The 26,549-nt window shown below is 71.5% G+C and carries 24 protein-coding genes; 18 read left to right on the top strand and 6 right to left on the bottom strand.

The window, feature by feature from the left end; all coding sequences use genetic code 11:
- The first annotated feature begins 185 nt into the window (after window positions 1-185).
- Genes dnaK through ACFYZR_RS08800 form a run of 4 tightly spaced genes read left to right on the top strand, consistent with a single transcriptional unit; the run spans window position 186 to window position 4,372 of the window.
- Entirely contained in the window at window positions 186-2,042 is a 1,857-nt protein-coding gene (dnaK, locus tag ACFYZR_RS08785; protein ID WP_391907025.1) for a molecular chaperone DnaK, read from the top strand.
- Window positions 2,039-2,689: a nucleotide exchange factor GrpE gene (grpE, locus tag ACFYZR_RS08790; RefSeq protein ID WP_391907028.1), complete on the top strand. Its 651-nt coding sequence runs from the start codon at window positions 2,039-2,041 to the stop codon at window positions 2,687-2,689. The genes dnaK and grpE overlap by 4 nt, the downstream gene beginning before the upstream one ends.
- A 33-nt stretch (window positions 2,690-2,722) precedes the next feature.
- Window positions 2,723-3,907, top strand: a complete 1,185-nt coding sequence (gene dnaJ / locus ACFYZR_RS08795; protein WP_391907031.1) for a molecular chaperone DnaJ — start codon at window positions 2,723-2,725, stop codon at window positions 3,905-3,907.
- Between the two features lie 3 nt (window positions 3,908-3,910).
- Complete coding sequence (locus ACFYZR_RS08800) at window positions 3,911-4,372, top strand: heat shock protein transcriptional repressor HspR (RefSeq protein ID WP_391907034.1); 462 nt, start codon at window positions 3,911-3,913, stop codon at window positions 4,370-4,372.
- 61 nt (window positions 4,373-4,433) lie between these two features.
- On the opposite strand, the gene ACFYZR_RS08805 is transcribed toward ACFYZR_RS08800, so the two are convergent.
- Entirely contained in the window at window positions 4,434-4,910 is a 477-nt protein-coding gene (locus ACFYZR_RS08805) for an ATP-binding protein (protein ID WP_391907037.1), read from the bottom strand.
- Between the two features lie 231 nt (window positions 4,911-5,141).
- On the opposite strand from ACFYZR_RS08805, the gene ACFYZR_RS08810 reads away from it, so the two are divergent.
- Both ACFYZR_RS08810 and ACFYZR_RS08815 read left to right on the top strand, forming a co-directional pair.
- The gene (locus tag ACFYZR_RS08810) at window positions 5,142-5,993 is read left to right on the top strand and encodes a helix-turn-helix domain-containing protein (RefSeq protein WP_391907040.1); all 852 of its coding nucleotides are present in this window, start codon (window positions 5,142-5,144) and stop codon (window positions 5,991-5,993) included.
- Between the two features lie 9 nt (window positions 5,994-6,002).
- A complete protein-coding gene (locus ACFYZR_RS08815; RefSeq protein WP_391907043.1) occupies window positions 6,003-6,257 on the top strand; it encodes a DUF397 domain-containing protein in 255 nt (84 codons plus the stop codon).
- 613 nt (window positions 6,258-6,870) lie between these two features.
- Here the strand turns inward: ACFYZR_RS08815 and ACFYZR_RS08820 are convergent.
- Entirely contained in the window at window positions 6,871-8,253 is a 1,383-nt protein-coding gene (locus ACFYZR_RS08820; RefSeq protein WP_391907046.1) for a serine hydrolase domain-containing protein, read from the bottom strand.
- A gap of 86 nt (window positions 8,254-8,339) precedes the next feature.
- Here ACFYZR_RS08820 and ACFYZR_RS08825 point away from each other — a divergent pair, with 86 nt between their 5' ends.
- Window positions 8,340-9,035 (top strand): TetR/AcrR family transcriptional regulator, encoded by a 696-nt coding sequence (locus ACFYZR_RS08825; protein WP_391907048.1) that lies wholly within the window; start codon window positions 8,340-8,342, stop codon window positions 9,033-9,035.
- 72 nt (window positions 9,036-9,107) lie between these two features.
- On the opposite strand, the gene ACFYZR_RS08830 is transcribed toward ACFYZR_RS08825, so the two are convergent.
- Both ACFYZR_RS08830 and ACFYZR_RS08835 read right to left on the bottom strand, forming a co-directional pair.
- Window positions 9,108-9,512: a pyridoxamine 5'-phosphate oxidase family protein gene (locus tag ACFYZR_RS08830; RefSeq protein ID WP_391907051.1), complete on the bottom strand. Its 405-nt coding sequence runs from the start codon at window positions 9,510-9,512 to the stop codon at window positions 9,108-9,110.
- A 62-nt stretch (window positions 9,513-9,574) separates the two neighbouring features.
- The gene (locus tag ACFYZR_RS08835; protein ID WP_391907053.1) at window positions 9,575-10,630 is read right to left on the bottom strand and encodes a hypothetical protein; all 1,056 of its coding nucleotides are present in this window, start codon (window positions 10,628-10,630) and stop codon (window positions 9,575-9,577) included.
- A 218-nt stretch (window positions 10,631-10,848) separates the two neighbouring features.
- Here ACFYZR_RS08835 and clpB point away from each other — a divergent pair, with 218 nt between their 5' ends.
- Both clpB and ACFYZR_RS08845 read left to right on the top strand, forming a co-directional pair.
- Window positions 10,849-13,509, top strand: coding sequence for an ATP-dependent chaperone ClpB (clpB, locus tag ACFYZR_RS08840; protein ID WP_391907055.1), 2,661 nt, complete (start codon window positions 10,849-10,851; stop codon window positions 13,507-13,509).
- 78 nt (window positions 13,510-13,587) lie between these two features.
- Entirely contained in the window at window positions 13,588-14,121 is a 534-nt protein-coding gene (locus ACFYZR_RS08845) for a YbjN domain-containing protein (RefSeq protein WP_391907057.1), read from the top strand.
- A gap of 28 nt (window positions 14,122-14,149) precedes the next feature.
- Here the strand turns inward: ACFYZR_RS08845 and ACFYZR_RS08850 are convergent, their stop codons facing one another.
- Window positions 14,150-15,376 carry a hypothetical protein gene (locus ACFYZR_RS08850; RefSeq protein WP_391907060.1) on the bottom strand — a complete coding sequence of 409 codons (1,227 nt, stop codon included), beginning with the start codon at window positions 15,374-15,376 and terminating at the stop codon, window positions 14,150-14,152.
- Window positions 15,377-15,651: 275 nt separating this feature from the next.
- Here ACFYZR_RS08850 and ACFYZR_RS08855 point away from each other — a divergent pair, with 275 nt between their 5' ends.
- The 3 genes from ACFYZR_RS08855 (at window position 15,652) to ACFYZR_RS08865 (ending at window position 19,419) form a co-directional block, all read left to right on the top strand.
- A complete protein-coding gene (locus tag ACFYZR_RS08855) occupies window positions 15,652-16,845 on the top strand; it encodes an aminotransferase class I/II-fold pyridoxal phosphate-dependent enzyme (RefSeq protein WP_391907335.1) in 1,194 nt (397 codons plus the stop codon).
- Window positions 16,846-17,213: 368 nt separating this feature from the next.
- Window positions 17,214-17,732: a DUF2617 family protein gene (locus tag ACFYZR_RS08860; RefSeq protein WP_391907063.1), complete on the top strand. Its 519-nt coding sequence runs from the start codon at window positions 17,214-17,216 to the stop codon at window positions 17,730-17,732.
- Between the two features lie 127 nt (window positions 17,733-17,859).
- The gene (locus ACFYZR_RS08865; protein WP_391907065.1) at window positions 17,860-19,419 is read left to right on the top strand and encodes a polyamine aminopropyltransferase; all 1,560 of its coding nucleotides are present in this window, start codon (window positions 17,860-17,862) and stop codon (window positions 19,417-19,419) included.
- Between the two features lie 38 nt (window positions 19,420-19,457).
- Here ACFYZR_RS08865 and ACFYZR_RS08870 read toward each other — a convergent pair whose 3' ends face one another.
- Window positions 19,458-20,369 (bottom strand): helix-turn-helix domain-containing protein, encoded by a 912-nt coding sequence (locus ACFYZR_RS08870; protein ID WP_391907068.1) that lies wholly within the window; start codon window positions 20,367-20,369, stop codon window positions 19,458-19,460.
- A 142-nt stretch (window positions 20,370-20,511) separates the two neighbouring features.
- On the opposite strand from ACFYZR_RS08870, the gene ACFYZR_RS08875 reads away from it, so the two are divergent.
- From ACFYZR_RS08875 to ACFYZR_RS08900, 6 genes are all read left to right on the top strand, one after another.
- Complete coding sequence (locus ACFYZR_RS08875) at window positions 20,512-21,162, top strand: NAD(P)-dependent oxidoreductase (protein ID WP_391907070.1); 651 nt, start codon at window positions 20,512-20,514, stop codon at window positions 21,160-21,162.
- 89 nt (window positions 21,163-21,251) lie between these two features.
- Complete coding sequence (locus ACFYZR_RS08880; protein WP_391907072.1) at window positions 21,252-22,058, top strand: SRPBCC domain-containing protein; 807 nt, start codon at window positions 21,252-21,254, stop codon at window positions 22,056-22,058.
- 136 nt (window positions 22,059-22,194) lie between these two features.
- Complete coding sequence (locus ACFYZR_RS08885) at window positions 22,195-22,992, top strand: aldose 1-epimerase (protein ID WP_391907075.1); 798 nt, start codon at window positions 22,195-22,197, stop codon at window positions 22,990-22,992.
- Between the two features lie 10 nt (window positions 22,993-23,002).
- Complete coding sequence (gene pyrE / locus ACFYZR_RS08890; RefSeq protein WP_391907078.1) at window positions 23,003-23,551, top strand: orotate phosphoribosyltransferase; 549 nt, start codon at window positions 23,003-23,005, stop codon at window positions 23,549-23,551.
- Window positions 23,552-23,803: 252 nt separating this feature from the next.
- Window positions 23,804-24,826, top strand: a complete 1,023-nt coding sequence (gene fbaA / locus ACFYZR_RS08895) for a class II fructose-bisphosphate aldolase (protein ID WP_391907081.1) — start codon at window positions 23,804-23,806, stop codon at window positions 24,824-24,826.
- 120 nt (window positions 24,827-24,946) lie between these two features.
- Complete coding sequence (locus ACFYZR_RS08900) at window positions 24,947-26,506, top strand: MFS transporter (RefSeq protein WP_391907083.1); 1,560 nt, start codon at window positions 24,947-24,949, stop codon at window positions 26,504-26,506.
- Window positions 26,507-26,549 lie beyond the last annotated feature (43 nt).

Raw genomic sequence — 26,549 nt, forward strand, 5'->3', positions numbered from 1 at the left:
CCCGCATCGCCGGTGATCTGCGTCGCGCAGGCGACCCTTCGCAGCCCCCCGCGGCCCTTCCGTTGCCCCGGGTGACTATAAGTGCGGCATAAAAGTTGAGTGGAGCCGACTCAGGTCTGTTGACAGGTTTCGCTCCCTGCTGCACTCTTGAGTCTGTTCCACTCAAGTCAGCTGGAGGAATCGACATGGCACGTGCGGTCGGCATCGACCTGGGTACGACGAACTCCGTCGTCAGTGTTCTCGAGGGCGGTGAGCCCACCGTCATCACCAACGCCGAGGGCGCCAGGACCACGCCGTCCGTCGTCGCCTTCGCGAAGAACGGTGAGGTGCTGGTCGGCGAGGTCGCCAAGCGCCAGGCCGTCACCAACGTCGATCGGACGATCCGCTCCGTCAAGCGCCACATGGGCACTGACTGGAAGATCGAGATCGACGGCAAGACCTTCAACCCGCAGCAGATGAGCGCCTTCATCCTGCAGAAGCTGAAGCGCGACGCCGAGGCCTACCTGGGCGAGAAGGTCACCGACGCGGTCATCACCGTCCCGGCGTACTTCAACGACTCCGAGCGTCAGGCCACCAAGGAGGCCGGCGAGATCGCGGGCCTGAACGTCCTGCGCATCGTCAACGAGCCCACCGCGGCCGCCCTGGCCTACGGCCTGGACAAGGACGACCAGACCATCCTGGTCTTCGACCTCGGTGGCGGCACCTTCGACGTCTCGCTGCTGGAGATCGGCGACGGCGTCGTCGAGGTCAAGGCCACCAACGGTGACAACCACCTCGGTGGTGACGACTGGGACCAGCGCGTCGTCGACTACCTGGTCAAGCAGTTCGCCAACGGCCACGGCGTCGACCTGTCCAAGGACAAGATGGCGCTCCAGCGCCTCCGCGAGGCCGCCGAGAAGGCGAAGATCGAGCTGTCCTCCTCCACGGAGACCTCGATCAACCTGCCCTACATCACGGCGTCCGCCGAGGGCCCGCTCCACCTGGACGAGAAGCTCACCCGCGCCCAGTTCCAGCAGCTGACCGCGGACCTGCTGGAGCGCTGCAAGACCCCGTTCCACAACGTCATCAAGGACGCGGGCATCGCCCTGTCCGAGATCGACCACGTGGTCCTGGTCGGCGGTTCCACCCGTATGCCCGCCGTCGCCGAGCTCGTCAAGGAGCTGACCGGCGGCCAGGAGGCCAACAAGGGTGTGAACCCGGACGAGGTCGTCGCCATCGGCGCCGCTCTCCAGGCCGGTGTCCTCAAGGGTGAGGTCAAGGACGTCCTGCTCCTCGACGTGACCCCGCTGTCCCTCGGTATCGAGACCAAGGGCGGCATCATGACCAAGCTGATCGAGCGCAACACCACGATCCCGACCAAGCGCTCCGAGATCTTCACGACGGCCGAGGACAACCAGCCGTCCGTGCAGATCCAGGTCTACCAGGGCGAGCGCGAGATCGCGGCGTACAACAAGAAGCTCGGCATGTTCGAGCTGACGGGCCTGCCGCCGGCCCCGCGCGGCGTCCCGCAGATCGAGGTCGCCTTCGACATCGACGCCAACGGCATCATGCACGTGACCGCCAAGGACCTGGGCACGGGCAAGGAGCAGAAGATGACCGTCACCGGCGGCTCCTCGCTGCCGAAGGACGAGGTCAACCGCATGCGCGAAGAGGCCGAGAAGTACGCGGAGGAGGACCACAAGCGCCGCGAGGCCGCCGAGTCCCGCAACCAGGGCGAGCAGCTCGTCTACCAGACGGAGAAGTTCCTCAAGGACAACGAGGACAAGGTCCCGGCCGACGTCAAGACCGAGGTCGAGACGGCCGTCGCCGAGCTGAAGGAGAAGCTCAAGGGCGAGGACTCCGCCGAGATCCGCACGGCCGCCGAGAAGGTCGCCGCGGTCAGCCAGAAGCTGGGCCAGGCCATGTACGCCGACGCCCAGGGCGCGGCCGGTGCCGCGGGCGCCGCGGGTGCCGCCGGCGGCCAGCAGGCCAAGGCCGAGGACGACGTCGTCGACGCCGAGATCGTCGACGACGAGAAGCCGAAGGGCGGTGCGTCGGCGTGACGGAGGAGACCCCGGGCTTCGAGGAGAACGAGAAGCCTGAAGGCACCTCCGACGCCACGACCCCCGACGACGCGGCGAAGGCCGCCGGGGCCGCCGACAAGGCGGCCCCGGCGGGCCCGGCCGCGGGCGAGGACCTCGTCGAGGTTGGCCTCCAGGCACAGCTGGACCAGGCCCAGGCCGCGCTCGGTGAGCGCACCGCGGACCTCCAGCGGCTCCAGGCCGAGTACCAGAACTACCGTCGTCGGGTGGAGCGGGACCGGGTCGCGGTCAAGGAGGTCGCCGTGGCGAACCTCCTGTCCGAGCTCCTCCCCACCCTCGACGACATCGGTCGCGCCCGCGACCACGGCGAGCTGGTCGGCGGCTTCAAGTCCGTCGCCGAGTCGCTGGAGACCGTCGCCGCCAAGATGGGCCTCCAGCAGTTCGGCAAGGAGGGCGAGCCCTTCGACCCGCTGGTCCACGAGGCACTGATGCACAGCTACGCGCCCGACGTCACCGAGACGACGTGCGTGCAGATCCTCCAGCCGGGGTATCGCATCGGCGAGCGGACCATCCGCCCCGCGCGTGTCGCGGTGGCCGAGCCGCAGCCGGGCGCGAGCCCCAAGGGCGAGGAGTCCGACGAGGAGAGCGGTGGCCCGGAAGAGGGCTGACGCGATGAGTGACGGGAAGGAGGGACGCCGAGGATGAGCCTCAGCAGGGACTTGCTGGAAAAGGACCTCTACAAGGTCCTCGGCGTCCCCAAGGACGCCACCGAGGCGGAGATCAAGAAGGCGTACCGGAAGCTCGCCCGCGAGTTCCACCCGGACGCCAACAAGGGCGACGCCTCGGCCGAGGAGCGCTTCAAGGAGATCTCCGAGGCGAACGACGTTCTTGCCGACCCCAAGCGTCGCAAGGAGTACGACGAGGCCCGCGCCCTGTTCGGCAACGGAGGCTTCCGTGCCGGGCCGGGCGGCGCCGGCGGTTCGTTCAACTTCGACCTGGGCGACCTCTTCGGAGGCGCCCAGGGCGGCGCCGGCACCGGAGCCGGCGGCGGCTTCGGCGGCGGGCTGGGCGATGTCTTCGGCGGCCTCTTCAACCGGGGCGGCGGCGGTCCCCGCACCCAGCCCCGGCGCGGCCAGGACATCGAGTCCGAGGTCTCGCTCAACTTCACCGAGGCCGTCGAAGGCGCCACCGTCCCGCTGCGGATGTCCTCCTCGGCGGCGTGCAAGGCGTGCTCCGGCACGGGCGACAAAAACGGTACGCCCAGGGTCTGCCCGACCTGTGTCGGCACCGGCCAGGTGTCGCGCGGCACGGGCGGCGGCTTCTCGCTGACCGACCCCTGCCCGGACTGCAAGGGCCGCGGGCTCATCCCCGAGAACCCCTGCGACGTCTGCCACGGCAGCGGCCGGGCCAAGTCCTCCCGCACCATGCAGGTCCGCATCCCCGCCGGAGTCTCCGACGGGCAGCGGATCCGCCTGCGCGGCAAGGGCGCCCCGGGCGAGCGCGGCGGCCCCAACGGCGACCTCTACGTCGTCGTCCACGTCGGCACCCACCCGCTTTTCGGGCGCAAGGACGACAACCTCACCATCACCGTGCCCGTCACCTTCACGGAGGCGGCCCTCGGCGGCGAGGTACGGGTCCCCACCCTCGGCGGCCCGCCGGTCACCCTCAAGCTGCCCGCCGGCACGCCCAACGGCCGGACGATGCGCGCCCGCGGCAAGGGCGCGGTCCGCAAGGACGGCACCCGCGGCGACCTCCTGATCACCATCGAGGTCACCGTGCCCACCCAACTGAGCGACAAGGCCCGGGAAGCCCTGGAGACCTACCGCGAGGCCACGGTTGACGAGGACCCGCGCGCGGAGCTGTTCCAGGCCGCGAAGGGAGCGTGACCCATGGAAGGAATCGGCCGCCGACGCAATCCTTACGAGCTCACCGAGGAGTCGCCGGTCTACGTCATCTCCGTGGCGGCCCAGCTGTCGGGTCTCCACCCGCAGACCCTGCGGCAGTACGACCGCCTCGGCCTGGTCTCCCCCGACCGCACGGCCGGGCGCGGCCGCCGCTACTCGGCACGCGACATCGAGCTCCTGCGCACGGTGCAGCAGCTGAGCCAGGACGAGGGCATCAACCTGGCCGGCATCAAGCGCATCATCGAGCTGGAGAACCAGGTCGCCGCGCTGAGCGCCCGTGTTGCTGAGTTGCAGTCCGTCGTCGACGGCGCGGCGGCGGCGATGCAGCAGCGGGAGGCGCAGGTTCACGCGTCGTACCGGCGTGACCTGGTCCCGTACCAGGACGTCCAGCAGGCCAGCGCGCTGGTCGTGTGGCGTCCCAAGCGGGAGCAGAAGAAACACGGCTGATCTTTTCGGCTCGGCCCGCGGGCCCGTCACCCACGTTGTGGGTGACGGGCCCGTCGCGCGTTCATGGGGCCGCCGTCGCCCACGCGGCGGGCACCCTGTGGCTGATCTCGCACCAGACGGTCTTGGTCTCGTCGCCGTGGAGGTCGCGGTGGAGCGGGACGTAACCCCACCGGTCCGCGAGCGTCTGGAGGAGGCGGAGTCCACGGCCGTTGCTGTCGAACGGGCGCGGTGCCGGTTGGAGGGCGGGCGTTTTCGCGCACGTGTCCCGTACGGCGACCCGCAGGGTCCCCCACCGCGACCAGGCGAGCGTCAGCTCGGCGGTGCTGGTGGTGTGCACGATCGTGTTGGTCAGCATTTCTCCCGCCAACAGCTCGGTTCGGCCGATGAGTTCGCGTAGATCGTGGGCGATGAGGGTGGCCCGGATGGTCGTGCGGGCCACTTGGACGGCGCGGGGGGTGTGGGGGATGAGCAGGCGGTACTCGAACGGTTCGACGTCCGGGGCGGGGGATGGCTTCTGGGTAGGAAGGTGCAGCAGCATGTCGCCTCCTGCGGTGGGGTGTTGGCGGCCGGGCCGCCGGTGTCCTTGCCGCCGCGCCACTGCGTGGGCAGGGCAGGGCGGTGCGCTTCCGGGTGGCCGGATGTCGCCGCGTAGTGAGCGGCGGAGCACTCAACGTAGGGGCTAAGTTTGGCCCTGGGCAACCTGGTTGGGAAAGTTCGCCCGATGGGGGCGCGGCGTGCCACAGTGTCGCGAGAGCACGAGGAGAGGTTCATGCCACCGAGGACGAACCCCACTGCCCGCCAGGTGCGATTGGGGTCAGAGCTAAGGAAGTTGCGGGAGCGAGCCGGGGTTGCCGCGCGTGACGCCGCCCGAGTGGCTGGCGTGGATCAGGGCAAGATGTCGCTCTTCGAGTCCGGCCGTGCGGCGGTGAGCGAGGAGCGTCTGCGCAGACTGGTCGACCATTACGGTGTAGCGGATAGCGCGTTGGTGGATGCGCTGGTTGCCTTGGCGATCGAACGTGGACGTGGCTGGTGGGAAAAGTACCGCGGCGACGTCGGCCCCAATGTATTGGACCTGGCTGCGTTGGAGTGGCACTCGCGTGCAATGCAAAGCCTGCAGATCATGCATGTGCCGGGCATCTTGCAGTGCGAGTCCTACACCCGAGCCCTTTTTGTCTACTTGAGCTCGCACTACACGCCGGACAGGGTCAATGCCACGGTCAGATTCCGCATGCAACGGCGGAAGGTTTTGGACCGCGAAAACCCGCCCACATTCACGGCAATCATCCATGAGGCAGCGCTCCGTATGCGGGTAGGGGACCGCAAGGTCGCGAGAGAGCAGCTGGACCACGTGCTAAGCGAGGCCGAACGGCCCAATGTCACGATCCGTGTCGTCCCGTTCGAGGCGGAGCGCTTCGCGGGTATGGGCTACTCGATGCTCTACCTGGCTGCTGACGTTCCTCGGCTCGACACCGTCCAGGTCGATCACGTCCATGGAACCGTGTTTTTCGGAGCGGAAGAGGAGCTAGATCGCTACCGCAATCGCTGGCGGCAGGTGGAGGAGTCGGCGCTCAGCCCCGTGGAGACACGGGACTTTCTTCACCGCGTTGCAAGCGAGCTGTAGGGGTAGGTCATGAGTTGGACTGGATGGCAGAAATCGACCTTCTCGGGGACGGGCCCTGACAATGACTGCTTAGAGGTCGCTTCCGTACGCGCCTGGCGGAAGAGCTCGTTTTCTGGAGCTGGCCTCAACAACGAGTGCCTGGAGGTCGCGGCCGTAAGCGACGCCTTCGCCCTGCGCGAGAGCGACGAGCCCGGCACGGTCATAGCGACCGGACCGGCCTCGTTCGCGGCACTCATACGCACCGTAAAGGCGCCCCGCGCCTGACACCCCCCTTGGGGGGCTGGGGGCGGAGCCCCCAGTTACGGGAAGGGGCGGGGTGGGGGAGAAAACCTTGCCCACCCCGCCACGCGCGCGGATACGAACCGTTCCCGCGCCGCTGCGCGGCTTGGGCGGCGGAGGCGCAGCGGGCTGCGCCCTCGGGCCCGCCCGCTGCGCGGGCGGAAGGGCGGGCGCGGCATCCATCGGTCGCCCGGAAGGCGCGCGGGCAGCGAGCCTCACCGCTGCGCGGATCGGGGGCCCGGCTAGCCGTAAGACAGCACGATCCCGCACCCGAAGGGCCCCAAATCGCCCACCCGAAGAGGGATTTCGCTGCCGCACGCACCCTTGGGGCCCATGGGGCGGAAGAAACGCGACCAGGCCCCGCCGATGCGCCGATGCGCCGATGCACGATCCCGCTGTCTCACGGCGCCAGACTCGGCGCCGCTGCCCGGTTCACCCCGCTATGCCGCCCCCGCGACATGCCTCCGCTGCGCTCCGGCAGCGCAACGTCGTCTGCGGGTGCGTCGTGGCTGGTCGCGCAGTTCCCCACGCCCCTTCGGGGCGCCCGCCGGGCGCCCCCGCCGGCGCCCGGCGCGTACCGGGAGGAGGGGGGAGTCCCCTACCCCCGCCCGAAGAGCCGCCCCGCAAGGTCGACCCCGACAACGACCCCGCCCGCGTCCCGCGTGAAGAAACCGCGCTGCCCCTCCAAACCACCCTCCGTGATGACGTATTCGTCGCCGTCGCCCGGCAGGAGGCCCATCGCGACCGCCGGGTAGTCCGGCGGCATCTCCATGTCCGACGCCGCGCGGATCTCCGGCTTGATGCCGACCGCCAGCGTGAGGCGGGAGCCGTCGGTGGCGATGTCGAGATCCATCGCGTCGTTCTCGTAGTGGCCGACGACCTCCCACGCCCGCGCCTCGTCGTACGGCAGCGGCTCGGGGGCGTGCTCGACGAGGCCGAGGTGGTGCTCCAGGGCCCAGCGCACGGCGGTCTGGTTGAAGACGTAGCCGTCGGGGCCGGCGTTGGAGAGGGCGACGACGGCGAAGTCCCGTTCGGGCACGATGAGGAGCTCTGCGAACTGGCCGTTGCCCGAGCCGCCGTGGCCGATCGTGCGGACGCCGTCGACCTCGCGCAGGAACCAGCCGATGCCGATGCCGTCGCCGAGGGTGCTGCCGCGCAGGGCGATCGTCTCCTGCCGCATGCGTCCCAGTGCGTCCGTGGACAGGACGCCGTCCCCGGTGCCGAGGTGGAAGCGGGCCCAGCGCAGGAGGTCGCTCACCGAGGACGCGGCGCCGCCCCCGGGGTTGTTGGCGCGGTCGCCGGGGCGGAAGGCCTTCCAGGGGCTCGCGGACCGGATCGTCCCGTCCTCGCCGCGGTTGTGGCCCACCGCGAAGCGCCGGATCATCACGTCGTCCGGTTCGAAGAAGGTGTTCGCGAGCCCGAGCGGTTCGAGGACGAGCGAGGCGACGGCCTTCTCGAACGGCAGGCCCGTGACGGCCTCGACGACCCGGCCGGCCAGGTTGTAGCCGGCCTGGCTGTACGAGGCGCGGGCGCCGAGCGGCGCGATGAGGGGCAGGTCGGTCATCCTCGCCACGTACGAGGACAGGGAGCCGTCACCCTCGCCGTTGTCGAGCAGGGCCCAGTCGAGCCCTCCGGTGTGGTTGAGGAGGTTCATCACGGTGATGTCCTCCGCCGTCCGCTCGTCGGCGAGCCGGAGCTCGGGGACGTAGCGGCGCACCGGCGCGGCCAGGTCGACCTTGCCCTCCTCGGCGAGGCGGGTCAGCGCGGTCGCCGTGAAGGTCTTGGTGACCGAGGCCAGGTGGAAGAGCGTCTTCTCGTCGACCGGCAGCGGGTTCTCCAGGCTCGTCACGCCGTAGGAGGCGCAGCTCTCCCGCCCGTCCACCAGGACGCCCACGGCCACGCCGGGGACGCCCAGCTCCCGGGCCGTCGTCTGGACGAAATCGGACAGCTTCTCCTGCGACACCTGCGACACCTGCGACATCGCTTCCCCCTCGCTCCGCTTTCTTGAACTAAGTGCAAGTGGAGCGTAGAGCAGGTCCTGTACTTAGTTCAAGTAGGGTGATGGTCATGCCTCGGAACACCCTGACCGCAGACCAGATCGTCCGCGCCGCCATCGCCCTGCTGGACGAGGAGGGGCTGGACGGTCTCAACATGCGCAGCCTGGGCGCACGCCTCGGCTCGGCCCCCACGGCGATCTACTGGCACATCAAGACCAAGGACGAACTGGTCCGGCTCGCGGCCGACGCGGTCTGGCACGAGGTGGCGCTGCCGGACCTCGACGCCGACGCCGCCGACGCCGGCGACTGGCGTACGGCCGCCACCGCCATGGCCACCGGCATGCACGCGATGCTCACCCGGCATCCGTGGCTCGGGCAGGCGTTCGGCAGCCATCTTCTCTACGGGCGCGGCAAGGCCCGTTACGACGACCGCAGCCTCGCCCTCTACGAGAAGGCGGGATTCCCTCCCGCCGACGCGGACCGGGCGGCCGCCACCGTGTTCCTCTTCGTGCTCGGCAGCGCCCTCGGGCCCGCCTCGGAGGTCTCGCTGAAGCGGCGGCTGGGCGGCAAGGACGGTGACGCGGAACAGCAGCTGGCCGACGCCATGGCGCGGGCCGCCGAGGTCGCCATGGACTTCCCCCGCCTGCGGGAGCGCCTCGGCACCGCCGCCGCCACCGGCTATGCCGCCGCGCCGGACGACACGTTCGCGTTCGGCCTGCGGGCCGTCCTCGACGGGTTCGCGGCCCGGCTCGCCGACGGCAGCTGAAATCTTCTTCCCGGTGCCTGTTCCGGGGGAGGGTGGCGCTGCCTTACGGCTAGGCCGCGCCGACCCCGGCCGCTACCCCCGCCCCAGCGCCCGCGTGACCGCGATCTCGATGACCACCCGGTCGGGGTTCGGGCGCGGCACGCGCTCGTACCGTTCCGCGTAGCGGCGTACCGCGTCGGCGACGACGTCGGCCTCGGTGCGGACGACGGCGCGGCCTTCGAGCGTGGCCCAGCGCTTGCCCTGGTGCTGGGACACGGCGACCCGGGCGCCCCCGGGGCCCGCGGCCTGGACGTTGGCGACCTTGCGGCCGCTCTTGTCGCAGATGACCCGGGCGATCCGCGCCTCGGGGTCGTATGTGACGCCGACGGGCACGACGTGCGGGGAGCCGTCGGGGCGCAGGGTGGTGAGGGTGCAGACGTGCCGCTCGCGCCAGAAGGCGAGGTAAGCGGGGTCGGGGTCGCGGAGGTCGATCGCCATGGCGGCCAGGGTAGACCCGGGCGGCGCGGGCCGTGGGGACCAGGCCCGAGCCGCCCGAGGGCTCACGCGCCGGGCGTGTAGGGGATGGTCATCGAGAACTTCGACTCCGCCCCGGCCGCGTTGACCGCCGTGACGGCGTAGTAGTAGGTGGCCCCGGGGGCGGGGCCGTCGCCGTAGGAGTTGTTCGTCAGGAGCTCGGGGTTGAGCTTGGTCGAGTTCTCCATGGTCATGTCGCGGGAGAGCGACCGGTAGACGTTGTAACCCACGATGCGCGGTTCGCCGGCGGGCGGATCGATCGGCGCCCAGCTGAAGCCGATCCTCGTCTTCCCCTCGTGGCCCCCCATCCAGACCGGGGCCGGGGGCGGGGTGCCCCGGTTGATCGGGCCGGGGGTGTAGTCCGGCTTGACGGACTCGGAGAAGGGGGAGAGGGCCGGCGCGACGGCGACGACCGCGTAGTAGTAGTCCTCGTTCCCTTCGCCCGTCAGTTCGATGTCGTCGGACCGTCCGCCGGCTTCGTGGACGAGCTCGGCGCCGGTCTCGAGGCGGACCGGCGCGGTCTTGGAGCGGTAGATCATCCAGTGGTCGGGGCGGTCGCCCACCTCGGGCTGGGTCCACTCCATGTGCAGGAGGCTGCCCTTGAGCGTGGCGCTGACGTCGACCGGGGCCGCGTGCCAGGGGCGGACGACGTCGACCGGCGTGGAGCGGCGGGTCTCGCGGCCGTCCTTGCCGACGGTCGTGACGGCGTAGCTGTAGTGGACGCCGCCCGATTCGATCTCGGTCGTGTCCGTGTAGGAGGGGGAGGCCGCCTTGTCCACGGTTCCGAGCATCCGGGCCGCGTCGGGGCCGTCGCCCGTGCGCCAGCGGTAGACCCGGTAGCCCGTGGTGGCGGCGTCCGTGTCCGCCTGCCAGGTGAGCTGGAAGCCCTGCTTCCAGTTCACGTACTCGGCCTTGAGGCCCTTCGGCGCCGCCGGAGCGGAAGCCGTCGCGACGGCCGCGACGGGCGCCGCCTGCGCGGCGGTCGCGAGGACGGCCGGCGTCGCGGCCGTCGTGGCGAGGACGAGCGCGGTGCCGATGGCCGCGCGGCTCGAGGGGCGCGATCCCCCGTGGAATCGGAACATGGTGAAAGTCCCTGTTGTGAGAACGGTTGGCGCCGTTTGGTGGGGGGAACGCCGTAAACGATCTTGGCACAGCTCCACCAGGAAAGGGGAATGGCTGTACTTTTCGGGCGTGAGGGCTGCGCGGGCAAGGTTGAGTGGAATAGACTCAACTTATTGCATGTTCCGGCAGGCAAGACCTGCGAGCATCAAGACCCGAGCACGAGGAGGAGCCCGTCACCGTGGACGCCGAGCTGACGAACAAGAGCCGGGAGGCGCTGAGCGCCGCTAATGACCGCGCCGTGTCGGCCGGGCACGCCGACCTGACGCCGGCCCACCTCCTGCTGGCCCTGCTGGCCGGCCAGGAGAACGAGAACGTGATGGATCTCCTCGCCGCCGTCGAGGCCGACGCCGCCGCGCTGCGCGGCGGGGCCGAGCGGCTGCTGGCGGGGCTGCCGAGCGTTCAGGGGTCGACCGTGGCGCCGCCGCAGCCGGACCGGGAGCTGATGGCCGTCCTCGCGGACGCGGCGGACCGCGCCCGTGACCTGGGCGACGAGTACGTCTCGACCGAGCATCTGCTGATCGGCCTCGCCGCGCGCGGCGGCCGCAGCGGTGAGCTGCTGGACCAGCAGGGCGCTTCCGCCAAGAAGCTGCTGGAGGCGTTCGAGGCCGCCCGTGGCGGCCGGCGGGTGACGACTCCCGACCCGGAGGGCACGTACAAGGCGCTGGAGAAGTTCGGCACGGACTTCACGGCCGCCGCGCGTGACGGCAAGCTCGACCCCGTCATCGGCCGGGACCACGAGATCCGGCGCGTGGTGCAGGTGCTCTCGCGGCGGACGAAGAACAACCCCGTGCTCATCGGTGAGCCCGGCGTCGGCAAGACGGCCGTCGTCGAGGGGCTCGCGCAGCGGATAGTGAAGGGTGACGTCCCCGAGTCGCTGAAGAACAAGCGGCTGGTCGCGCTCGACCTGGGCGCGATGGTCGCGGGCGCGAAGTACCGGGGTGAGTTCGAGGAGCGGCTGAAGACGGTCCTGGCCGAGATCAAGGCGAGCGACGGCCAGATCATCACGTTCATCGACGAGCTCCACACGGTCGTGGGCGCCGGCGCCGGCGGGGACTCCGCCATGGACGCGGGCAACATGCTCAAGCCCATGCTGGCGCGCGGCGAGCTGCGCATGGTCGGCGCGACGACGCTGGACGAGTACCGGGAGCGGATCGAGAAGGACCCCGCGCTGGAGCGCCGCTTCCAGCAGGTGCTGGTGGCCGAGCCGTCCGTCGAGGACACCATCGCCATCCTGCGCGGCCTCAAGGGCCGTTACGAGGCGCACCACAAGGTGCAGATCGCCGACTCCGCGCTGGTCGCCGCCGCCACGCTCTCCGACCGGTACATCACCTCCCGCTTCCTGCCCGACAAGGCCATCGACCTGGTCGACGAGGCCGCGTCCCGGCTGCGCATGGAGATCGACTCCTCGCCCGTGGAGATCGACGAGCTCCAGCGCGCCGTCGACCGGCTGAAGATGGAGGAGCTGGCCCTGCGCAACGAGTCCGACGAGGCCAGCAAGGAGCGCCTGGCCAAGCTCCGCCGCGACCTCGCCGACAAGGAGGAGGAGCTGCGCGGGCTGACCGCCCGCTGGGAGAAGGAGAAGCAGTCCCTCAACCGCGTCGGTGAGCTCAAGGAGCGCCTGGACGATCTGCGGGTGCAGGCCGAGCGCGCCCAGCGCGACGGCGACTTCGACGCCGCCTCCAAGCTGCTCTACGGGGAGATCCCGGCCGTCGAGCGCGAGCTGGAGGAGGCCGCGAAGGCCGAGGTGGAGGCCGAGCAGGAGGCCGCCGCCAAGGACCTCATGGTCAAGGAGGACGTCGGCCCGGACGACATCGCCGACGTCGTCGCCTCCTGGACCGGCATCCCCGCCGGCCGGCTGCTGGAGGGCGAGACGCAGAAGCTGCTGCGGATGGAGGAGGAGCTGGGCAAGCGGCTGATCGGCCAGGCCGAGGCCGTACGCGCCGTCTCCGACGCCGTGCGGCGCTCGCGGGCCGGGATCGCCGACCCCGACCGGCCCACCGGCTCGTTCCTCTTCCTCGGCCCCACCGGCGTCGGCAAGACCGAGCTGGCCAAGGCGCTCGCCGACTTCCTCTTCGACGACGAGCGGGCGATGGTCCGCATCGACATGAGCGAGTACGGCGAGAAGCACTCCGTGGCCCGCCTGGTCGGCGCGCCCCCCGGCTACGTCGGCTACGAGGAGGGCGGCCAGCTCACCGAGGCCGTGCGCCGCCGCCCGTACACGGTGGTGCTGCTGGACGAGGTGGAGAAGGCCCACCACGAGGTCTTCGACATCCTGCTCCAGGTCCTGGACGACGGCCGGCTCACCGACGGCCAGGGCCGGACGGTGGACTTCCGCAACACCATCCTCATCCTCACCTCCAACCTCGGCTCGGCCTTCCTGATGGACCCGCTGCTGAAGGAGGAGCAGAAGAAGGAGAAGGTGCTGGAGACCGTCCGCGCCTCCTTCCGCCCCGAATTCCTCAACCGGCTCGACGACACCGTCGTCTTCCACCCGCTGGGCACCGATCAGCTGGAGCGGATCGCCCGCATCCAGATCGGCCACCTCCAGCGCCGCCTCACCGACCGCCGGCTCACCCTGGACGTCAGCGAGGCCGCCCTGCGCTGGCTCGCCTGGCTCGGCCACGCGCCGGAAGCGGAAGGCGCCGCCCAGCCGGACCTCGCCTACGGCGCCCGGCCGCTGCGCCGGCTGGTCCAGACGGCCATCGGCGACCGCCTCGCCCGCGCGATCCTCTCCGGGGAGGTACGGGACGGCGACACGGTCCGCGTCGACGTGGCGGACGGGGCGGAGGAGCTTACCGTTTCGCCCGTTCGGGAAGAGGCGTCCGAGAAGACGCCATGACATCCGGCGGGGCGGGGCTACCAGGCCCCGCCCACGATGGGGGAGTATGGCGGGAGACCGTACGAAGGGAAGCAAACGGTGAGCATCGACCCGTCCTCGATTCCGAATTTCGGGAACCAGCCCGAGCCGCAGCCTGAGGCGGGCCCGACCGGCCCCGTCATCCCGGATCAGGACCTGATCAAGCAGCTCCTGGAGCAGATGGAGCTCAAGTACGTCGTGGACGACGAGGGTGACCTCGCCGCGCCGTGGGAGCAGTTCCGGACGTACTTCATGTTCCGGGGCGAGGAGGAGCAGCAGGTCTTCTCCGTGCGCACGTTCTACGACCGTCCGCACGACATCGAGGACAAGGGCAAGCTCCTCGAGGCCATCGACGACTGGAACCGCCGCACGCTGTGGCCGAAGGTCTACACCCACACCCACGACGACGGCACCGTCCGTCTGATCGGTGAGGCGCAGATGCTGATCGGCGTCGGTGTGGCCCTGGAGCACTTCGTCTCCAGCACGGTCAGCTGGGTGCGCGCCTCGATCGAGTTCGACAAGTGGCTCGTCGAGCAGCTGGGCCTGGAGGCCGACGCGGAGTCGGGCGACGACAAGCCGGACGACGAGGCCTGAGCCTGTCGCGTCAGCGCCGTCACAGCGGCTACATCGGGACCCTGGCCACGGTCAGCAGATAGGTCCCGTAGAGGAACGAGAGCCCGGCCAGCGCGCCGATCGTCACGACGACGGTGCGCGGCCGGGCTCTCGCCATCGCCACGGCGGCCGGCAGCAGCAGCGGGAAGGCCGGCAGCAGGAACCGCGGCTTGGAGGCGAAGTAGCTGGAGCCGCCGACCGCGATGACGGCCAGCACCAGCACGTACACCAGCAGTGCGGCGGGCGGCCGGTCCAGGGCCAGGAAGACCAGGGCGACGAGGGCGACGGCGAGTGCCGCCAGGGTGACGTAGTACGCCATGGAGTCCCTGCCGGTGAACAGGTGCCGGGTGAAGAGGAACGCGTCGCGCCCGAAGTCGAAGCGCGAGCCCCACAGCCGCTGCACCCTGAAATAGCCCAGCGGCCCGCCCCCGGAGCGGAAGCCGGCCCAGACGACATAGCCCGCCCAGCCCAGCGGCGCCATGGCCGTGCCCGCCCAGATCCGCCGGTTCCGGCGGGCGTCCGGATCGCGCCACAGGGCGCCGGCGGCGGCCACGGCGATCGCGGCGGCCACGGCGATCGCGTTGGGCCGGGAGAGCCCGGCGAGCAGCGCCAGCGCCCCGGCCCAGACCCAGCGCCGGGTGCACAGGGCGTAGAGCGACCAGGCGGCCAGCGCGGTCATCAGCGACTCGGTGTACGCCATGGTCTGCACGATCGCGTGCGGCAGCAGTCCCCAGAGCACCACCAGCACGGTCCCCACACGGCGGCCGTGCAGTCGCTCGCCGACCGCGTAGACGCCCCAGGCGGCGGCCCCGGCGGCCGTCCACGCCACCAGCAGACCGGCCGTGACGACGGTGACCGGCAGCACGGCCACGACGCCCCGGACCAGCCCGGGGTAGAGGGGGAAGAAGGCCAGGTCGTTGTAGAAGACGCCCTTGGTGGTGGGCGAGGGGACGACCAGGCCGTAGCCGTGGCGGGCGATGCCCGCGTACCAGATGCCGTCCCAGAGGTGGCCGAGCAGGGTGCGCGGGTGCTTGCCGATCCACCAGGCCCACGAGGCCATCACCGTCATGCCGGTCAGCCGGGCGGCGGCGTAGAGCCCGAGCGCGGGCAGGGCCCGGCGCAGCGCCGCGCGCACACGGTCGGTACGGCCGGGACGGCGGCGGCCCTGGGGGGCGCGGCGCGGTTCGGGGGCCCGGACGGGCACTGCGTCGCGGTGGACGGCGGGGCCGGCGGACACGGGGTACCTCCGGTGCGGGACGGGACGGTCGAGGCATACCGACCATGCGGCGGCATACCGACCATGCGGCGCGGCCCTCGCGCGCGCGACCGGGAAACGCCCGTAAGCGGTGTGCCTTCCACCCGCTCGGGCGCACCCCGGAGTGTCGGCGTGCCGGGGGCCGCGCGGTGTGCTGGGCGGTCCGGTGTGCTGGGCGGCGCCGCGTGCCCCGCCTATCGTGATCTCGATCGTCCGGACCGGAATGACCCGATGGGACAACGGGAGTGGGGATGAGCATGGACACCAGGGAGACGGGCTGGCGCCCGGCGGAGCGGGTGCGGGGCATGGGGGAGTCGGTCTTCACGGAGATGACCGAGCTGGCGCGGCGGACCGGGGCGGTCAACCTGGGCCAGGGCGTGCCCGAGCTGGACGGCCCCCGCCCGCTGCTGGAGGAGGTCGCGGCGGCGGTGCTGGCGGGCGCCAACCAGTACCCGCCCGCCTACGGTTTCCCCGCGCTGCGCGAGGCCGTCGCCGGGCACCAGCGGCGGCGGTACGGGCTGGAGTACGCGCCGCAGGGCGAGGTGCTGGTGACCACCGGTGCCACGGAGGCGATCGCGGCGGCGCTGATGGCGCTGTGCGATCCGGGTGACGAGGTCCTCGCCTTCGACCCCTGCTACGACGCCTATCCGGCGGCGGCCCGCTTCGCCGGGGCCCGGCTGGTGCCGGTGCCGCTGGCCGAGGAGACCGACGGGGAGGGGCGGCCCGGCTTCGCGCTGGACCTGGACGCGCTGCGGGCCGCCGTCACCGGCCGTACCCGTGTCCTGATGCTCAACACCCCGCACAATCCCACCGGGAAGGTGTTCACGGCGGCGGAGCTGACGGCGATCGCGGAGCTCTGCCGGGAGCGCGATCTGACGGTGGTGACGGACGAGGTCTACGAGCACCTGGTCTACGACGACGCGACGCACCGGACGATCGCCGCCCTGCCGGGGATGCGGGAGCGGACCCTGACCATCTCCTCGGCGGGCAAGACCTTCAACGTCACGGGGTGGAAGGTCGGCTGGGTGTGCGGCCCGGCCCGGCTGGTGGCGGCGGTGGCTGCGGCGAAACAATTCCTCACCTATGCGTCCGGCACGCCCTATCAGGAGGCGCTCGCGCGGGCATTGGGGGGCGTGGAGGAGTGGGCGGGGGAGCTCCGGCGGACTCTGCGCCGTAACCGGGATCTGCTGAGCGAGGGGCTCACCCGGGCCGGTCTGCGCCCCTATCGCGCGGAGGCGGGCTATTTCCTCCAGGCGGACATCCGCGCGTGGGGGCACGCGGACGGCGTGCGATTCTGCCGTGAACTGCCGCTGCGCGCCGGGGTGGTGGCGATTCCCACCTCCGCCTTCCACCTCGCTCCGGACGCCCCCTCCCATCTGGTGCGTTTCTCCTTCTGCCGACAAGAGAAGTCCGTGGTCGAGGCCGTGGAGAAGCTGATCGCCGCCGCCTGATCGGGAGATTTGCAAGGGGCTCATGCCCAGCCGCATATGCGTCCGGCGGGTTTTCCGTATCCGCCGGACGCCGATGTGTTGAACTTATGTGCGCCGGTCTGTTGAACATTTGAACTGCACGGCCCTCGGGTGGATGGAAAGTTGCAGATGATGGGTAAAACCGCTGTGGGCGCCGCTCATTCGTGATTCCCTCTCAATCAGAGCCACGTTGAGACAATCCCCCGGAATCCCCGGCACACCGGAATGGCCCCTGCCGGTACCGGTCCGCGGGACCTCGAATGTGGGCATGAGCCGGCGCCTCGATCAGGAATCTGGTCCTCCTCGGGGCGGGCCGGCCCACCCTCCACTGCCGCTCGCGGAGCCGACCCATGCTCACCACCCTCAAGACCACCTACACCGATACCCGCGCCGCCGATCTCGCCTGGTGTCTGGGGAAGGACCCCCTGCCCGCGCTGGCGGTGCTCGATCTGCAACTCGACGGCTCGGCGGTGCAGTTGCGCCTGCTGGGCGCCTCCCACCAGGTCATACTCGAGGAGGAGGACGGAGTCTGCTCGGAGACGGTCGCCTGCATACCCGGCAGCCAGACCCCGCTGCCCCTGGGCGTCGCCAAGCGCGTGGGCGCGTGGGAGTACGAGTTCGCGGCACGGGTGGAGACCCTCTCACGATGTTCGTTCGCGGGCCGCGCCCAGGAGCTCCTGGCGCTGGTCGCCGAACACCCCCAAGGGCTGGCCGGAACGTTTCCCGGTGATCCCCACGCCTTCACGGCCCTGCTCGCCCAGCGCCGCGACGGCCAGATCGGCTGGCGCACCTGGCACGCGTACCCCCAGGAGGGGCGGCTGGTGGCCACCCGGACCCGGGTGGGCGTGCGGATGACCGCCCCCCTGTGAGAGACGACCGCCCCTCTGTGGGAGATGACCGCCCCTCTGCGGGAGCCGCTCGAGAGTCGCCCAGGCGCGTGAATTTAAACCCGTGTGGGTGACAAGGGGGTCCTGGTTCGTGACGTAGCGTTACCGCATGGTCCTCCACCGCCCGGTACCGGCGCGGCTGCCCGTACCGGCCGGGCTCGGCCGTCTCGCCGTGCTGACCACGGTCTTCGTCTGCGCCGCCTGCGGGCTGGTCTATGAGCTGGAGCTGGTCGCCCTCGCCTCCTACCTCCTCGGCGACTCCGTCACCCAGGCGTCCGTCGTGCTGTCGGTCATGGTCTTCGCCATGGGCATCGGCTCGCTGCTCGCCAAGCGGCTGCGCGCCCGCCCGGCGCTCGGCTTCGCCGTCGTCGAGGCGGTCCTCGCGCTGACCGGCGGCCTCTCCGCCATGGCGCTCTACGCCTGCTTCGCCTGGTACGGACAGGCCCGGCTCGCCCTGGTGGGCTTCTCGCTCACGATCGGGGTGCTCATCGGCGCCGAGGTGCCGCTGCTGATGACGCTCATCCAGCGCATCCGCCGCCAGGACGCGGGCTGCGCGGTCGCCGATCTCTTCGCCGCCGACTATGTGGGCGCCCTGGTCGGCGGGCTCGCCTTCCCCTTCCTTCTGCTGCCCGTGCTGGGCCAGTTGACGGGCGCCCTGGTCACCGGCGCGGTCAACGCCGTGGCGGGCGGGGCGCTGGTGCTCTGGCTCTTCCGGCGCGATCTGTCGCCGCGGGCCCGCTGGGCGCTGCTCACCGCCAATGGCCTGGTGCTGGTGGTGCTGGCGGCGGGCTCGGTGCTCACCGGCCCCTTCGAGCGGGCCGCCCGGCAGGCCGTCTACGGCGCGGATGTGCGGGTCGCGGTGCGCTCGGGGGTCCAGGAGGTCGTGCTGGCCGGCGGGGACGGCGACGGGCGGCCGCTCTCCCTCTTCCTCGACGGCCGGCTGAAGGTCAGCGGGGGTGACGAATCCCGCTATCACGAGGCGCTCGTCCACCCCGCCATGGCCGGGGAGCACCGCCGGGTCCTCGTCCTCGGCGGCGGCGACGGCCTCGCCGCGCGCGAGGTGCTGCGCTACGCCGACGTCCGCTCCGTGACCGTCGTCGAGCTCGACCCCGAGGTGCTGCGGCTGGCCCGGACCGACCCCGGCCTCGCCGCCCTCAACCGCCGGGCGTACCGCGATCCACGGGTGCGGGTGGTGACCGCCGACGCCTTCGACTGGCTGCGCGAGGGCGGGTCTGCCGCAGGCCCGTACGACGTGGTGATCTCCGATCTGCCCGACCCCGGGCTCACGCCCAGCACCAAGCTCTACTCCCAGGAGTTCTACGGGCTGGTGACGCGCGTCCTCGCCCCGGGCGGCCGAATAGCCGTGCACGGGGGAGACCTCGACGCCCGGCCGCATGTCTTCTGGACCGTCGACGCGACGCTGCGGTCCGTGGGGCTGCGCACCGCGCCCTATCGCGCGGCCGTCCCCCAGGGGCGCGGGGCGCCCGAGCGGGACTGGGGGTTCCTGCTGGCCGCGCGGGCGCCGGTACGGCTGGCGCTGGCCGAGGCCCGGCCGCCCCTGCCGTCCCTCACCCCGGAGACGCTGCGTGCCGAGGGCCTGGCGGCCGAGCGCCGCAAGGAGGTGGGCGCGCTGCCGTCGACGCTGATGCACCCGCGCTACGCGGGCTGACCGCTTACGCCGGCTGACCGCTTACGCCGGCTGATCGCTTACGCGGGCTGACCGCGCAGGGCCGTCCGGAAGGCGCCGGGGGTGTCTCCCGCGCGCTGCTGGAAGAACTTGGAGAAATTGGCGGCGTCGGCGAAACCGAGCCGTTCGGCGATCCGCGCGGCGGGCAGCTCGCTGTGCGCCAGCAGCCGTTTGGCCTCCAGCATCACCCTGCGGTCGACGAACTCCTTCGCCCCGACCCCCGCCGCCGCCAGGGTGGCCCGGGACAGGGTGCGGGGCGCGTAGCCCAGGGCCCGGGCGTAGTCGGCCACCCGGCGATGCGCGGCGAAGTCGCGTTCCACGGCGGCGCGGAAACGCATAAAGGCGTCCCCGGGGGCGGGCAGGCCGCTCACGGGAGCGGAGGCGTGCGTCAGCCGCAGCACCAGCACCGAGAACAGATGCCGCAGCACCTCCGTGCGGACGGCGGAGGCCAGCCGCTCGCCGGTGCGGTAGTCCGTCGCCAGGTGGCGCACGGCGCAGAAGACGGCCTCCCGGTCCTCGCCCCCCGGCCGCCACAGCACCGGCCCGAACGGATCGTCCGCCGCCTCGGAGACCGCCGTGCCCGGAGGAATGAAACCCGGCTGGACGAGGACAACCGTGCCCTCGATCGCGTCGACGTCGCCGAACTGCTGGACCTGACCGGGGCGCACCCACAGCACCGAGCCCGCGTCGAGGGTGTGGGTGCGGAAGTCGACGGTGTGGACGGCGGAGCCGGCGTCGACGGCGACGATCTGGTGGAAGTCCAGCCGCTGCGGCCTGTGCAGCAGCCCCTCGGCGGCCCGCTCGCGCAGCTCGGCCACGGTCATCACCTCCAGCCCGGGCGGGGCGCCGGGCGGGGGCTCATAGGCGAGCTCCAGGATGCCGCCGTCGCTCTCGACGGACGCGCATGGGGCAGTGTGTCGCTTTTTCACCATGGGAAGACGCGAGCCTACCTGGCCGGGTGGGGCAGTCGCTCCTAGCGTGGTCATTGCGCACCACTCGTACGCACCACTGGTACGCACCCCCACACATCCACGTCACCACACGTCCTTGAACCGTGCGACAGGAGACACCCCCATGGCGAAGATCGCCCTCTTCGGAGCCACCGGCACCATCGGCAGCCGCGTCCTGCGCGAGGCACTGGACCGCGGCCACCAGGTCACAGCCGTCGTCCGCGACCCCGCCAAGCTCACCGAGCAGCACCCGAACCTCACCGTCACCACCGGTGACATCCTCGACCCGGCCTCGGTCGCCGCGGCGGCGGAGGGCCAGGACGTCGTCGTCAGCGCCGTCGGCGGCGGCGACGGCCCCGGCCACGTCGCCACCATCGAGCCCGCGGCGAAGTCGCTGGTCGCCGGCCTGCGCACGCTCGGCGACAAGGCCCCCCGGCTGATCACGGTCGGTGGCGCGGGCTCGCTGCGCACCCCGGACGGCAAGCAGGTCTGGGACGCGGAGGGGCTGCCGGAGTTCCTGCTCCAGATCATGCACGCGCACGGCGACGCGCTGGACTTCTACCGCACGGTCTCCGACGTCCGCTGGACCAATGTCTCCCCGGCCGCCCTGATCGAGCCCGGCGAGCGCTCGGGCACCTACCGCACCGCGCTGGACGACCTCGTCGTGGACGCGGAGGGCAAGAGCCGGATCTCCGCCGAGGACTACGCGGTGGCGCTCATCGACGAGATCGAGACGCCGAAGCACGTCGGAGAGCGCTTCACCGTCGGAGTCTGACCGTCTTCTGACGGAAAGTTCGATCGGATTCGACTCGGATTCGACCGGGGCGGGCCTGGTGCGGGGCCCGATGGGTAGGCTCGCTAGCTATGGAGCATGAGGTGTTCGTTCCGTTTCCCGTCGGTGCGGTGCGGCGGGTCCTCTCCGACCCCGCGCGCGTCGCCCGCTGTGTCCCTGGCCTCCAGCAGGACGCCTCGTCCGGCGCCGCCCTCACCGGGCGGCTCCGGCTGCGCATCGGCGGATCCACGATCACCTACCGGGGTGAGATGCGGCTGACCGAGCGGGACGGCTCGTACGAGCTCTCCGGCGAGGGCACCGAGGCCCGGGGCTCCGGCACGGTGACGCTCGCGCTGAGCGCCCAGCCGGAGGAGGCCCCCGGGGGCACCCGGCTGAGCTGCACGGGAACGGTCGGCGGCGCGGGCCGGCTCGCGGAGTTCGACACGAAGACCGCCGAGTCGGTGGCGCGGCGGCTGCTCGACCGCTTCGGCGCGGCGCTGGCGGAGGAGTTGCGGGAGGACGCGGCGGACGCGGCGGAGGTGTCGGCGGTTTCGGCGCCCGCGCCCGCGCCGACACCTCCGACACCGGTGTCGGACGGTGACGCCGAGTCCGACGGCGACGGCGACGGCGAGGAGGACGGGCCGCTCGGCGGGGCGGCTGGCTTCGAGGACGACGTCCTCGACGGCGAGCCCCCGGCGGAGGCGGCGCATGCCCGCCGCACGATGATCGGTCGCAGTGCGGAGGAGGTCGACCACGCGCCGCCGCGTGGGCGCTACGCGCCCGTTCCGGCGCCGGAAGCTGCCACCAGCACTGCGGTGCTGCGGTGGGCCGCGCCGGCCGCCGCGATCGCCCTCGCGGGGGCGGTGGTGGTGACGCGCGCGCTGCGCCGTAGGCGCTGACGCGCCGGGTGCCCCCGGTGGGCGCTGAGCGCTGTTGCCGGGTGCGGGCCGGTTTGTGCCCACCCGTTCCGCCCCAGCGGAACGATTGCCCACAAACCGGCAGGTCGGCGCAAGCCCCAGGCCCTAGGGTCAAGGCGTGAGCGAAAACGTAACGTTGGCGGCCGGTGCCGCCGAAGTGACCGTGGACCCGGGCAATGGATGCCGGCTCGCCGGCCTCAGGATCGGCGGAGTCGAACTGCTCCGCCAAGGCCCCCGCTATGGCGCCTTCCCCATGGTCCCGTGGTGCGGCCGCATCGCGCTCGGCCGCTTCCGCGACGGTGGCGAGATCCACCAGATGCCCATCAACTCCGCCCCGCACGCCATCCACGGCACCGGCCGGGACACCGCCTGGCGCACCGTCCGCGCCGATGACGGCTCCGCCGCGTTCACCTACGACCTCGCCGACCCCTGGCCGTACAGCGGCCGGGTCACCCAACTGGTGGAGCTGACGGAGGAATCCCTCACCCTCACCATGGGCGTCGAGACCTATGACGACTCCTTCCCGGCGCAGGCCGGCTGGCACCCCTGGTTCCTGCGGAACCTCGGGGTGGGCAAGGACGTGGAGATCGGCTTCCAGCCGTCCTGGCAGGAGGAGCGCGGCGACGACCACCTCCCCACCGGACGCCGGATCGATCCCCGGCCCGGCCCCTGGGACGACTGCTTCGGGATGCCCGACGGCGTCGACGTCACCCTCACCTGGCCCGGTGCCCTGGAGCTGAAGGTCACCAGCCGCGCCGAGTGGGTCGTGGTCTACGACGAGCAGACCGAAGCGGTGTGCGTGGAGCCGCAGTCCGGCCCGCCCAACGGGCTGAACACCCACCCCCGCCTCGTCACCCCGATCGACCCCCTGGAGATCGCCACGACCTGGACCTGGCGGTCCCTGGGCCTGGCCTAAGCTCATGGACATGAGCGAAGCGCGCGAGGCACTGCTGGGCCAGATCAAGGACAAGGCCGTGATCCACGGCAAGGTCACCCTCTCCTCCGGCATGGAGGCCGACTACTACATCGACCTGCGCCGGGTCACCCTGGACGGCACGGCCGCGCCGCTGGTCGGGCAGGTCATGCTCGACACGACGGCCGACCTGGAGTTCGACGCCGTGGGCGGTCTGACCATGGGCGCCGACCCGGTGGCGACCGCGATGCTGCACGCCGCCGCGGCGCGCGGGAAGTCGCTGGACGCCTTCGTCGTGCGCAAGGCCGCCAAGGCCCACGGTCTCCAGCGCCGTATCGAGGGCGCCGAGGTCAAGGGCCGCCGTGTCCTGGTGGTCGAGGACACCTCCACCACCGGTGGCTCGCCGCTCACGGCCGTCGAGGCCGTGCGCGAGGCCGGTGGCGAGGTCGTCGCGGTCGCCACGATCGTGGACCGGGCGACCGGTGCCGCCGAGAAGATCAGCGAGACCGCTGGCGTCCCCTACGTCTACGCCTACTCCCTGGACGAGCTCGGCCTGGCCTGACCTACTGGGTCCGGCCTATAGGCCTGACCTGCTGCTTCTCGGGAATTCGCGCGAAAGTGCGAACCCGTGCGGCCCTGAAGGGCGCGGTGTTTCACGTGAAACACCGCGCCCTTCGGTTATTCCGTTCAAGATCCGTGACCATCACCATGTGGAGCAATTTCGGGAGTCTGGGAAGATGGGTTCGACGATGACCGTCGCCCCCTAGGTCAGGGCCCGTTTAGCCCGTACCCGCACATCACAAGGAGCGGACAGATGCCCATCGCAACCCCCGAGGTCTACAACGAGATGCTCGACCGGGCGAAGGCAGGCAAGTTCGCCTACCCGGCCATCAATGTGACCTCGACGCAGACTCTGCACGCCGCTCTGCGCGGCTTCGCCGAGGCGGAGAGCGATGGCATCATCCAGATCTCCACCGGTGGTGCGGAATTCCTGGGTGGCCAGTACAGCAAGGACATGGTCTCGGGCGCCGTCGCCCTCGCCGAGTTCGCGCACGTCGTCGCCAAGAAGTACCCGGTGAACATCGCGCTGCACACCGACCACTGCCCGAAGGACAAGCTGGACGGCTATGTCCGTCCGCTGCTCGCGATCTCCCAGGAGCGCGTCGCCGCCGGTCAGAACCCGCTCTTCCAGTCCCACATGTGGGACGGCTCCGCCGAGAAGCTCGACGAGAACCTGGCCATCGCCAAGGAGCTCCTCGCCGAGGCCGTGAAGGCGAAGATCATCCTTGAGGTCGAGATCACCCCGACCGGTGGCGAGGAGGACGGCGTCTCCCACGAGATCAACGACGACCTCTACACCACCGTCGCCGACGTCGAGCGCACCGCCGAGGCCCTGGGCCTGGGCGAGAAGGGCCGCTACCTGCTGGCCGCCTCCTTCGGCAACGTCCACGGCGTCTACAAGCCGGGCAACGTCGTCCTCCGCCCCGAGCTGCTCCGTGAGCTCCAGGACGGCATCGCCGCCAAGCACGGCAAGGCCGACCCGTTCGACTTCGTCTTCCACGGCGGCTCCGGCTCCACCGAGGAGGAGATCCGCACCGCGCTGGAGAACGGCGTCGTGAAGATGAACCTCGACACCGACACCCAGTACGCCTTCACCCGCCCGGTGGCGGCCCACATGTTCAAGAACTACGACGGCGTCCTGAAGGTCGACGGCGAGGTCGGCGACAAGAAGACCTACGACCCGCGCACCTGGGGCAAGCTCGCCGAGGCGAGCATGGCCGCGCGCGTCACCAAGGCCTGCGCCGACCTGCGCTCCACCGGCACCAAGCTGAAGTAACCCACCACGGGTCAGGGGCCCGGCGCGGTCCGCGAAAGCGGACCGCGCCGGGCCCTTTCGCATGCCCCGTCGCACATGCCTCGTATGGCCGACCCGGCCCGGGCGAGAGATGATCCGGACATGAGCGACTCCGCACGGGACCCCGGGCGGGTGTCCCCCCAGCCGGAGGAGCCGGCGGCCGGCCCGGGCGCCGGGCCGCCCGGCACCGCCGCCGTCCGCCTCGGCACCCCCACCGGCCGGTGGGTCGTGCTGACGACCGTCCTCGGCTCGGGCATGGCGCTGCTCGACAGCACCGTCGTCAATGTCGCCCTGCCCCACATCGGCCGGGACCTGGGCGCCGACCTCGCCGCCCTCCAGTGGACGGTCAACGCCTACATGCTCACCCTCGCCGGGCTGATCCTCCTCGGCGGTTCGCTGGGCGACCGCTACGGCCGCCGCCGGGTGTTCGTGATCGGCGTGGTGTGGTTCGCCCTGGCCTCGCTGCTGTGCGGCATCGCGCCCGACGCCGGGGTGCTCATCGCCGCCCGGGCCCTCCAGGGCGTCGGCGGCGCGCTGCTCACCCCGGGCTCGCTCGCGGTGCTCCAGGCGGTCTTCCACCCCGACGACCGGGCGGCGGCGGTGGGCGCCTGGTCGGGGCTGGGCGGGGTCGCCGCGGCCGTCGGCCCGTTCGTCGGCGGCTGGCTGGTGGACGGGCCCGGCTGGCGCTGGGTGTTCCTGATCAACCTCCCGCCCGCCGCCGTGTGCGTCCTCGTCGCCCGGCGGCACGTCCCCGAGACCAGGGATCCCACGGCCCGCGGCCGCTTCGACGCCGCCGGTGCCGCGCTGGGCGCCCTCACCCTCGCCGCCGTGACCTACGCGCTGATCGCCGCCCCCGACAAGGGCCTCTCGGCCTGGGTGATCGTCCCCGCGGTCGCGGGTGTCCTGCTGGGGGCGGCCTTCATCCGGGTCGAGCGGCGCCGGCCCGATCCGATGCTGCCGCTGGAGATCTTCCGCGTCCGGCTGTTCTCGTCCGTCAACGTCGTCACGTTCTTCGTCTACGCGGCCTTCAGCGGCTTCTTCTTCCTCTCCGTCCTCCAGCTCCAGGTCGTCGTCGGCTGGTCCGCCCTGGAGGCCGGTACGGCCCTGCTGCCCACGACCGTGCTGATGCTGCTGCTGTCCTCCCGCTCGGGCCGAATAGCCCAGCGCGTCGGGCCGCGCGTCCCGCTCACGGTCGGGCCGCTGCTGTGCGCGGTGGGGATGCTGCTGATGACGCGCGTCGGGCACGGCGCCTCCTACTGGCGGGACGTGCTGCCCCCGCTCGTCGTCCTCGGCCTGGGCATGGTCACGCTGGTCGCGCCGCTCACCGCCACGGTCCTGGCCTCCGTCGACGTGGCCCGGGCCGGGCTGGCCAGCGGCATCAACAACGCCGCCGCCCGGGCCGCCGGACTGATCGCCGTGGCCGCGCTGCCGCTGGCGGCGGGCATGGGACCGGACGCCTACCGGGACCCGGCGGCCTTCTCCGGCGCGTTCGACCTGGCCATGGTCTACTGCGCCGGAGCGCTGGTCATCGGCGCCGGACTCGCCTGGTGGACGATCCGCGAACCGAAGGCGGCGTCCTGCCACCCGGAGTGCGCCTTCCACTGCGGGGTGACGGCACCGCCGCTGGACCCGGGGGACGCCGCCGGGAACGCGAACCGATGACCCCTGGGGAGCTCCGGCACCCCGTACGGCTGCGGCAGACTGG

The sequence above is a fragment of the Streptomyces sp. NPDC001678 genome (genome assembly GCF_042892945.1).
Lineage (GTDB): Bacteria > Actinomycetota > Actinomycetes > Streptomycetales > Streptomycetaceae > Streptomyces.